The 4871-nt window shown below is 43.2% G+C and carries 4 protein-coding genes; 2 read left to right on the plus strand and 2 right to left on the minus strand.

The window, feature by feature from the left end; genetic code table 11:
* Positions 1–20 precede the first annotated feature (20 nt).
* A complete protein-coding gene (locus tag CAG68_RS19575; RefSeq protein WP_017635256.1) occupies positions 21–1580 on the plus strand; it encodes a methyl-accepting chemotaxis protein in 1560 nt (519 codons plus the stop codon).
* Between the two features lie 147 nt (positions 1581–1727).
* On the opposite strand, the gene CAG68_RS19580 is transcribed toward CAG68_RS19575, so the two are convergent.
* Complete coding sequence (locus CAG68_RS19580) at positions 1728–2627, minus strand: LysR substrate-binding domain-containing protein (protein ID WP_161441546.1); 900 nt, start codon at positions 2625–2627, stop codon at positions 1728–1730.
* Between the two features lie 141 nt (positions 2628–2768).
* Here CAG68_RS19580 and accD point away from each other — a divergent pair, with 141 nt between their 5' ends.
* Positions 2769–3632 carry an acetyl-CoA carboxylase, carboxyltransferase subunit beta gene (gene accD, locus CAG68_RS19585; RefSeq protein ID WP_017821534.1) on the plus strand — a complete coding sequence of 288 codons (864 nt, stop codon included), beginning with the start codon at positions 2769–2771 and terminating at the stop codon, positions 3630–3632.
* 31 nt (positions 3633–3663) lie between these two features.
* On the opposite strand, the gene CAG68_RS19590 is transcribed toward accD, so the two are convergent.
* Positions 3664–4641, minus strand: a complete 978-nt coding sequence (locus CAG68_RS19590) for a hypothetical protein (RefSeq protein ID WP_161441547.1) — start codon at positions 4639–4641, stop codon at positions 3664–3666.
* Between the last annotated feature and the right edge of the window lie 230 nt (positions 4642–4871).

Here is a 4871-nt window from a genome sequence, read left to right on the forward strand (position 1 = left end):
ATTGTATTGAGACAATTATAATGAAAAGAATCATCTTATTAGCAGTCTGCGCCATGTTTGGTATTGCTGTCGTGGCGAGTATGGCATCAACGTACCTAATTTCGAGTCAGAAAATCGATGACATCATCTTAAACAAATCCCAAGTTCAAGCTGAGTTTCTAGCGGGAAATGCGAGTTATATTTTGGAGAACTCAGCCAATCCAATGCAAGATTTACAATCGCTTGTTGAGGGGCTGAAACAACGTTCAGACGTGAGTTATGCCGTTGTAATTGACCGTAACGTAACGGCAGTAGCCCACAGTGATAAGCACAAGCTGAACAAAACCTATAACGATGAATATACTGTTGAAGGCGCGACGAGAGGTGTTCAACAGTACTCAAAGTGGTATGCCGATGTCCAGAAAGTATGGGTGTTTGACATCATGGCACCAATTTATGTGGATGGTCAGTTATACGGTACTTTTGATATCGGTATTCCTATTACCGAAGTGAGCCAAGCGACGAATGGAATTATTACTTACCAGTTGATCTCTATGGTGGCGATCTTCGTTATGTGTGTTTTGATTCTGTCACTTCTGCTAAATAAACTGATGAGACCGCTTTCTGCGCTTAAAGACGCTCTACAAGACATCTCAAAAGGAGACGGAGACTTAACCGTTCGTTTGCCAGCGAAAGGTAATGACGAAGTCGCGCAAATTTCTTCTGCTTTCAACGTTTTTGTTGGGAAAGTACATGAGATTATTACACAAGTTGTAAATACTGGTGTGGAGCTTAATAGTTCAGCTGTCGCTTTGCGTGGGCAATCTCAACAAGCGCTCACAAGAGGGCAAGAGCAGAACGAGCAAACCATGCTGGTTGTCACATCCATGAACGAAATGATTGCGACGGTCAATGAAATTGCCTCCAATGCTGCTGGAGCGGCAAATGCTGCGAGTGCAGCAAGTAATGAAGCGCAAGATGGCTACACGACGCTAGAAAGAACCAAAACGGCGATGACTAATCTTGAAAACGAGATGAACAGCACTTCCAACATTATCGTGAGTCTTGCTGAAAATACTCAGTCGATTGGTAGTATTCTAGAGGTGATTAGAGGTATTTCGGAGCAAACCAATCTATTGGCTCTCAATGCGGCTATCGAAGCTGCACGCGCTGGTGATGCCGGCCGAGGTTTTGCAGTCGTCGCTGATGAAGTTCGCAACCTAGCGACTAAAACGGCTCATTCTACCGATGAAATTGACAACATGATTCACCAGCTACAAACTGAAGCTCAAAGTGCGGTGAATTCAATGAGCAATAGTAAGACTCTTATTGAAGAAGGAACGGCAGAAACCGAGTTAGCTCGACAGGCTTTAGAAGCAATAGCTGCACAAGTGACGACTATTTCAGATATCAATACTCAAGTAGCAACCGCAACAGAACAGCAATCAACGGTAGCAAACGAAATTAATATGAACATGGATACCGTCAGCCACTCAGTGAAAAGTGCGCTAACGGCGAGTGAGCAACTAGAAGAATCAAGTCAACAACTCGCGGAGCTATCGCGAACACTCGATCGTCACGTAGGAGCGTTTAGAATCTAAACGCCAACTGACCCTCTTTAATAAAAGCCAGTAAATGTTAATTGCTGGCTTTTTTATTTGAAAAAATCGAGTCTCAAATCGCTTAGCGGTGTTTGTCCTTTCTAGACGATAAAACAGAATACGATAAATTAGTTGAGTAAAGCTTAGCTAGGCGTTAAGTTTTGCGTTTTGCTTTAAATGTTCAACAAACATAGATATTTTCTTAGCTACATGTTTTCTAGACGAGTAAAAGGCGTAAAGCACTAAATCCTCAGGTTCGTACTCTAGAGTGACGATTTCTAGCTCACCATTTTTGATCTCATTTTGGCATGACTCAATTGGCAATATTGCGTATCCAAGCCCTGATAACGCGCCATATCTGGCGAGATGACCGCTGTTTACTTTGAATGAAGATTGCACAGTTTGAGTAATATGGCCCCCAACAGGGTTTCTGAATACCCATGGTGCACCATTTACTGCGGTAAGCGTCGTGATGCAGGGAACATGACTTAGATCCGTAATTTTGTAAGGGGTGGCGTATTTCTCAATTAGTTGAGGCGCGGCTAAAATGGTACTGGGCCAGCGTTTTATCTCTCTCGCCACCCAGTTACTGTCTGACAAAGTCCCTCTATGAAAACTCAATATTATATCAAAGCCATCGATAGCATCGCCTTTAGGGGCGAGCGTTGTATCACAATGCAAAGAGATTGCTGGATATTGATTGCAAAAGGAAACAATAGCTTTTGCCAGTACAGGTGTGTCTGGCATAAGAATTCGCAGTTCCCCTGTTACCGTGTGTGAGTGGCGCGTTACCGTTTCTAGTGCGGCGTTGAGTTGCTCCAATAACGGACGAGTGCTGCTATAGAGCTCTTCTCCAGCCTCGGTAGGCGTCATTCGCCTTGTTGTTCTATTGAACAACCTAATGTTTAACTTTTCTTCAAGCAGGGCAATGTGTCGGCTGATATTTGATGTTGGTATATTCAAACACTCAGCGGCTCGCTTAAAGCTGTTGTTCTCATAAACACAGTGAAAACTTTTTAACCAGATTTGGTCAACGTTATCAAACATTTCATTATCCCACTTTATTGGATTATCAAGCCAGCATATCGCACTTTATCCCTGTACTAAGTTACATACAATTTTATTTACAAGTTTAAGCGAACAAACAACGAGATATCGCGCTAGAACGTAATCAATAGTGGTGAATTTATGAGCTGGTTAGAACGGTTATTTGAGAATAAAAATATAATAGGTTCGCGCAAAGCGTCTATCCCTGAGGGCGTTTGGACAAAGTGTCCTGAGTGTGAACAAATACTTTATCGTGCCGCGTTAAAAGAAAATTTGGAAGTATGCCCTAAATGCTCATATCACATGAGAATGGCTGCGCGTCAAAGGTTGATCTCTTTTCTGGACCATGGAACACAACAAGAGTTGGCAAGTGAGTTGGAGCCACAAGATATTTTGGGTTTTAAAGACTTAAAGCGATATAAAGAGCGAATAGCTTTAGCACAGAAAACGACTGGAGAAAAAGATGCGTTGGTGGTGATGGAGGGCAAGTTATTGGGGCTGCCTGTTGTTGCGTGTGCATTCGAATTCTCTTTCATGGCAGGCTCGATGGGCGCAGTGGTTGGCGAGAAGTTTGTCCGAGCAGTTGAAAGCGCAATTAATACAAAATCTGGGTTAGTATGTTTTTCCGCTTGCGGAGGGGCGCGCATGCAAGAGTCTTTGGTGGCACTCATGCAAATGTCAAAAACCAGCGCCGCGTTAAACCACTTATCTGAGCACAGATTACCCTATATCTCAGTATTGACGGACCAAACTTATGGTGGCGTCTCGGCGAGTTTAGCCATGTTAGGAGACATCAATATTGGTGAACCTAAAGCAAGTATTGGCTTTGCGGGAAGACGTGTCATTGAGCAAACGGTACGTGAAAAGTTACCAGACGAGTTTCAGCGAAGTGAATTTTTACTAGCGCATGGTGCGCTAGATATGATTGTCGATAGACGTGAAATGCGCGATCGCGTTGGCCGCTTACTGGCTAAGTTAACCAACGCGAGGGTGGTCTCAGAATAGGTTGTATTAAAATTAGACTTAGTACTTGCGTTTATTGAGCCGTAATCATTACAAACCGTTCATTTTGCCCCCATCTTGGTTCCGCATTCATTAGGCTGAGATCCAACGCCGTTTGGTATGGGTCAACAGCAAAATGGTCGTTTACTAACCCCCAGAGCATCCAGTTGATTGCGGTTTCATTCTCGGTAAGCTCTTCGAGTGGCGCTTGGAGGAAAAAGTACTCATCTTCGCCATCGTAACCGAGCCGATCATAGATAATGTTGCGTAGCTCTCGATCCAAATCATGTTGGAGGTTGATTGAGTCGTACAGTTGCTCTTCTGTTGGGCCATTCTCATGGTGATAAACATTGCGTTTTGACTCTTTGTGTAAAGTACCTGCGCCAGTTTCAATGCTTACTTTCTTTTGCGAGTGTTGCTCAAGAACTTGAATGATTTCATCCTCTAGTTGATCGAGTTTACTCAGCAAAACTTGATTGTTTATGTCACCAGCGGGGGAGGCCATCGTTTGGAAGGCTTTCACTCTCTCGTAGACTGCTTTCCCGTGAGGAAGGGCTGCAAAACACTGTTCTTGGAGCGCTTCATTGGCTTGCCAAATGCCCGAGTAGAGCTCGTAATCATGTGTATATGGTGGAAGCTCTTCAGTATCTTCCCCTAATAATTCTCGCCAGTGCTTTTGCCACTGTTCTTCTTTTGCGTGTTTTACACGCGCGTATTGCTTAACCCAGCGGTTACGAAGTTTTACCCCAAAAATGGCAAGTCCCCATGGAGCGAGCAAATAAAAATAATAGTGAGAAGAGTTATCCCAAAAGTAACCGTAAACGTAAACACCAAAAGCAAGCACCCAAGTTCCAATAGTACAAGCAATAACCCCGGACATTATTGATGATTGGCGCTTTGTTTCTCTTAATGTATTACCTTCAGCACATAACCAAAAAATGCCGCCAAAAACAAAGGCAAACGTTGTCATGAAGTAGGCAATCCCCGTTCCCAAAAATCCCCAAAGTGACATGTATTATCCCTAGCCAAATATCTGCTTTATTCACTCATCAATGACTCGAGGAGTAAATGTGTTTGATTTGGCGGAGAATTTACCATTAATGCCAACTTTTTAATATGCACTCTATGACTTATTGGGAATGAGTCACAAATAAAAATAGATGGTATCAAGCATCAAAATTTAATTTAGAACCTTTGATTGTCGTGAACTCTATCTGGAAGAGTTAAGGGGGGCGTTAAGGG

Origin of the sequence: Vibrio sp. V42_P2S4T144 (genome assembly GCF_009904715.1) — a bacterium.
In the GTDB taxonomy this organism is placed as follows: Bacteria; Pseudomonadota; Gammaproteobacteria; order Enterobacterales; family Vibrionaceae; genus Vibrio; species Vibrio alginolyticus.

Coding starts and splice junctions, on each gene's coding strand:
- CAG68_RS19590 (WP_161441547.1), bottom strand. CDS start 4,641: ATGTCACTTTGGGGATTTTTGGGAACGGGGATTGCCTACTTCATGACA.
- CAG68_RS19580 (WP_161441546.1), bottom strand. CDS start 2,627: ATGTTTGATAACGTTGACCAAATCTGGTTAAAAAGTTTTCACTGTGTT.
- CAG68_RS19575 (WP_017635256.1), top strand. CDS start 21: ATGAAAAGAATCATCTTATTAGCAGTCTGCGCCATGTTTGGTATTGCT.
- accD (WP_017821534.1), top strand. CDS start 2,769: ATGAGCTGGTTAGAACGGTTATTTGAGAATAAAAATATAATAGGTTCG.